This window comes from Nocardia sp. NPDC004722 (assembly GCF_053601505.1).
Window position 1 is genome coordinate 1 of the sequence record NZ_JBSGBY010000630.1, and the last position, 4,707, is coordinate 4,707.

Here is a 4,707-nt window from a genome sequence, read left to right on the forward strand (position 1 = left end):
ATTGCAGGGACCGCACGCGGCGATGAGGTTGGCCCAGGTATTGGGCCCACCCCGCGAACGCGGGCGGATGTGGTCGACGGTGCGAGCCCAGCCGTTGCAGTAACCGCAGCGGTAGCGGTCACGGCGCAGGATCGCGGGCAGGGTGGCGCGGCTGTTGTCGTCGTGCACGAGGATCCGGTGCTCGAGGTAGATGTAGCGCTCGAGCCGGATGGTCTCCGGCAGCACCAGCTCCACATGCTTCGAGCGGATCGGGAAGTGCGGCTCACGCTCGGTGACGGTCTGCGCGGCGCCGCTGAGCAGCAGCACCACGGCGCGATCGGCACGGATCGTGGTCAGCGCCTCGTAGGAGGCGTTGAGCAGCAGCACTCCGGCGTGTATCCAGTTGTCGGTGGTTATCTCCGGGTCTTCGGCATGACGGAACAGCATGGGGGTCACCATGTTTCGTGAAGGGAATCGAACAGAAAGGAGAAGTGGCAGGGCTTACGCGCGGGCCTGGAGACGGCCGATGGACCGGTCATCGCCGCGCAGGCCGCGCTTGCTGAGGCGCACGAGTAGGGTGCGCCGTCCCATCGAACTCGGATGCTGTTCGGGGACCGTCGGATTCATTGCCGTCTCCTCCTTCCTGCTGGTCACGACCGGGAAACGGTCGGCTGATCTTCGGTGAAACATATGGTGGCACAACGGGCCTGCCGTTGTCGTGCTGATTTTTCGCAACCCCGCCAGCATGACAACGAGCGGGGGCGCGGGATTGTTCCACGGAGAGCAGAATCACAAGGGAGATTCACTGGCAGGTAACCGCATGGGTGGCGGATGTGCGGATCTGATTCATCACCGGTTACCTGCCGGGGCTACCGTAGCGAGTGCTCGGGAGGAGCCGCGTCATGGAATTCCGACATCTGGTCTCGTTCATTACGATTGCCGAAGAGTTGCACTTCGGCCGCGCAGCGCAGCGCCTTCATCTCACCCAGCCCAGTTTGAGCGCTCAACTCCAGAAACTGGAGAAGTCGCTCGGAGTCCAGTTGGTGGCCAGGAATTCGCACGAGGTCCGGCTCACCGCCGCCGGACGCGAGTTCGAAGCACAGGCCCGTCAGATCGTCGCCCAGATGGACCGGGCCGCGCGTGCGGCCAAGGCCACCGCGGAGGGTCGCGCGGGCACCCTCACCATCGGATACAACCTGCCCGCGAGCCGGCACGTGCTGCCGGAAGCCCTGCTGCGGATGACCGAACGCCGACCCGACATCGTGGTCTCGATGTGGGAGAAGCGCACGGGACCGCAGTTGGCGGCGCTGTCGGACGGATCCCTCGACATCGCCCTGGTGTACGGCCACCCCAGCACCGTCGAGTTCCGTTATCGGCGACTACTGCACCGGGTGCCGCTCGTCGCCGTGGTCGGCCGTCGCCACCGCTGGGCCGACCGGCCCGGGGTGCCGTTCGCGGAACTGCAGGGCCAGGACTGTGTGCTGTTCGCCCGCGAGCAGTGTCCGGCCATGTACGACACCATCTTCCGCAGCGCGGCGCAGGCCCGCATCTCGCTGAATGTGGCTCATCACGCCGACGATCCGGGTGCGACGGCGCACATGGTGTCGGTGCGGCCGCTGGTCGGGTTCGCGTCGCTGCCGCGGGCGATCTCGATGGGTATGGGTGCGCCGGGTAGTAATTCGGTGGCGGTCAAACTCCTCGATCCCGTGCCGACGCTGGACTTGTACGCGGTGTGGCGGGCCGAGGAAACCAATCCGGCGGTGGAGGCTTTCCTGGATTGCATCGATTCCGCGGATCCCGCACCACTCGATGATCCCGGCCCGGTTTCGGTGGCGGCGATTCGATAGGCAATGACTTTCGCGCGGTAGGAAAGCCGGTCGGGTCGCGATGAGAATGATTGTGGCCCAGCAGAATTCAGTTCGTGAGTACTGCGCCTGTCATCAAGAACACGCCTGTCACGAACGCCGGGTCCGGTACTGCCGCGACGCCGGTCGCCGCGCGATCCGACACCGGCGACGGTGTCGAACCGGCCGCCTCGGCCTCCCTGTACGACATGGTCGCCTCGGCGGCGGCCCGGCATCCCGATCGGGAGACCCTCGCCGACGGTGAGGGCGCGCCCCTGACCTGCGCGGAACTGGACCGCCAGGTGCGCGCGGTGGCCTCCGCCCTGTTGGAGCGGCAGGTCGCCGCCGGGGACCGGGTGGCCGTGCTCGGCCGGACCGGTCTGGCATGGGCGGTGCTGGACTGCGCGGTGCTGGCGATCGGCGCGGTCGTGGTGCCGGTGTATCCGACCTCCTCGCCGACCCAGATCGAGCACATCCTCTCCGATAGCGGCAGTACGCATGCCGCAGCGGAGAACACCGACGACGCGCAGCGGCTGCGTGCCGCGGGTGCGGGCGAGGTGTGGACCTTCGACGAGGTGAGCGCCTGGGCGCACGGGCCGGTGCGCGCCGACCTGGACGAGTACATCGCGCCGGTGCGCGCCGACGACCTGGCCATGCTCGTCTACACCAGCGGCACCACCGGAGTGTCCAAGGGCTGCATGATCACGCACCGCAATATGTACGTGTCGTCGGCCAACACCGTCCGCCAGACCGGGGAGCTCTTCGACGGCGTCACCGCGCTGGCGCTGCCGCTGTCGCACGTCTTCGGGCAGACCATGCTGTTCGCCTGCCTGTACGGCGGCGCGAGAACCCATCTGCTGCCGGGTATTCCGGAGCTGGTGCCGGCGCTGGCACGGCTGCGGCCGACCTTCCTGTCGCTGATTCCCTACGCGCTGGAGAAGATTCGCAAGCACTGCCGTTCGCTGTTGACCGAGGAAGCCGAACAGGACGCCGTAGTCACCGGCCTGCTCCGGTTGCAGCACGGCGACGAGCCGGTGGCCTGCGCGGATCCGGTGGCGGCCGCGCTGGGCGGGCGGCTGCGCTACGTGATCTCCGGCGGTGCGTCCCTGGACGATTCGACCGCCGGGTTCTACGCGGGCTTCGGCACGATCATCCTCAACTGCTACGGCCTGACCGAGGCGGCGACCGCGGTGACGGTCAGCGCGCCGGAGACCAACCGGCTCGGCACCGTCGGCAAGCCGATTCCCGGAACCTCCGTCGGCATCGCGGCCGACGGTGAAGTGCTGATCAGCGGCCCGCACGTGTCGCCCGGCTACTGGGGTGCGGCCGCCGACCAGCGGCCGGTGGACGCGGACGGCTGGCTGCACACCGGGGACATCGGCGTCCTCGAGGACGGCTATCTGCGGATCACGGGCCGTAAGAAGGAGATCCTGGTGACCTCCGGCGGCAAGAACGTCGCGCCCGCCCCGCTCGAGGATCGGGTGCGACTGCATCCCCTGGTCAGCAACTGCATGGTGGTGGGGGAGGGGCGCTCCTTCGTCACCGCGCTGATCACCCTCGACGCGGAGCGCGCGGCGGCCTGGAAACTCGAGCACCCGGACCAGGATCCGGCGACCGCCGTTCAGGTGGCCGTCGACGACGCGAATTCTCTCGTGTCCCGCCCGGAATCCATTCGCGAATTCCGGATTGTGGCAGGCGATTTCACCGTGGCCAATGGACTACTGACCTCGTCGCTGAAATTGCGCCGCGCGGCCATCGCGGAAACCTATTCGGCCGATATCGATCTCCTCTACTCGACGAACCGAAAGTGAATTGAGCATGTACAACGTCATCGTTGTCGGTACCCGTGTTTCGGGTTCCCCGCTGGCCATGTTGCTGGCGCGCAAGGGTTATCGGGTGCTGGCGGTGGACCGCGCCCAGTTCCCCAGCGACACTCCCTCCACGCACTACATTCACCAGGCCGGACTGAGCCTGCTGAAGACCTGGGGTCTGCTCGACCGGGTGGTGGCGACCGGTTGCCCGCCGGTGCGGCACCTGAACTTCACCTACACCGACATCGACATCCGCGGCATGGCCGACCCGTCCGACGACGGTATCGACGCGGTGTACTGCCCGCGCCGCACCGTGCTGGACAAGATCCTGGTGGACGCTGCCGGTGAGTCGGGCGTCGAGGTGATCGAGGGCTTCACCGTGACCGGGCTGCTGCGCGACGGCGACCGCGTGGCGGGCATCCGCGGCCGGGTCGGCGACGGGCCGGAGCAGGAGTTCCGGGCGCGCTTCACCGTCGGTGCGGACGGCGCGAATTCGATCGTGGCCAAGGAGGTGGGCGCGCAGGTCTACGAGGGTTCGGCGGCCGCGTGTTTCGTCTACTACTCCTACTACGAGGGCCTGGACTGGGGCATGAACCACCGCACCGGTTTCGGCGAGCAGCAGTTCGCGGCCTGGCCGACCAACGACGACCAGTACCTGGTCGCCGTCATGCGCAAGCGGGACCGCTTCCGGGAGTTCCGCACCGATCCGGACGCCGGTGTGCAGGAGATCGTGGATCAGATCGATCCGGAACTCGGTGCGCGCCTGCGGGATACGGGCAAGCGGGTGGAACCGTTCCGGCCCATGCTCTACCCCGACAACTACCGCCGCCAGTCCTTCGGCCCGGGCTGGGCGCTGGTCGGCGACGCCGGATACCACAAGGACCCGTTCACCGGGTGGGGCATCACCGACTCCTTCAAGTACGCCCAGCTGCTGGCCGACCTGGCCGACGAGAGCCTGTCGGGTGCACGGCCTTTCGAGGAGACGATGCCATTCATCCACGCTGATCCCTCGACTCCGAAGTATCGTCAGCAGCGCCTTGGCCTCGCCCGAGGCCCGGCCTTGTGCCAAGCCC

Annotated in this window: 5 protein-coding genes; 3 read left to right on the forward strand and 2 right to left on the reverse strand. The window is 67.6% G+C overall.

Annotated elements, in window-relative coordinates; genetic code table 11:
* Both ACWELQ_RS38440 and ACWELQ_RS38445 read right to left on the reverse strand, forming a co-directional pair.
* Nucleotides 1-426 (reverse strand): HNH endonuclease (locus ACWELQ_RS38440; RefSeq protein ID WP_452401929.1); only part of this gene is annotated, 426 nt, incomplete at its 3' end.
* A gap of 54 nt (nucleotides 427-480) precedes the next feature.
* Complete coding sequence (locus tag ACWELQ_RS38445) at nucleotides 481-606, reverse strand: hypothetical protein (RefSeq protein ID WP_452401930.1); 126 nt, start codon at nucleotides 604-606, stop codon at nucleotides 481-483.
* Nucleotides 607-881: 275 nt separating this feature from the next.
* On the opposite strand from ACWELQ_RS38445, the gene ACWELQ_RS38450 reads away from it, so the two are divergent.
* From ACWELQ_RS38450 to ACWELQ_RS38460, 3 genes are all read left to right on the forward strand, one after another.
* Nucleotides 882-1,826, forward strand: a complete 945-nt coding sequence (locus ACWELQ_RS38450) for a LysR family transcriptional regulator (protein ID WP_452401931.1) — start codon at nucleotides 882-884, stop codon at nucleotides 1,824-1,826.
* Between the two features lie 74 nt (nucleotides 1,827-1,900).
* Nucleotides 1,901-3,634, forward strand: a complete 1,734-nt coding sequence (locus ACWELQ_RS38455) for an AMP-dependent synthetase/ligase (RefSeq protein WP_452401932.1) — start codon at nucleotides 1,901-1,903, stop codon at nucleotides 3,632-3,634.
* A gap of 7 nt (nucleotides 3,635-3,641) precedes the next feature.
* The coding region (locus tag ACWELQ_RS38460) for an NAD(P)/FAD-dependent oxidoreductase (RefSeq protein WP_452401933.1) at nucleotides 3,642-4,707 on the forward strand (1,066 nt) is incomplete at its 3' end.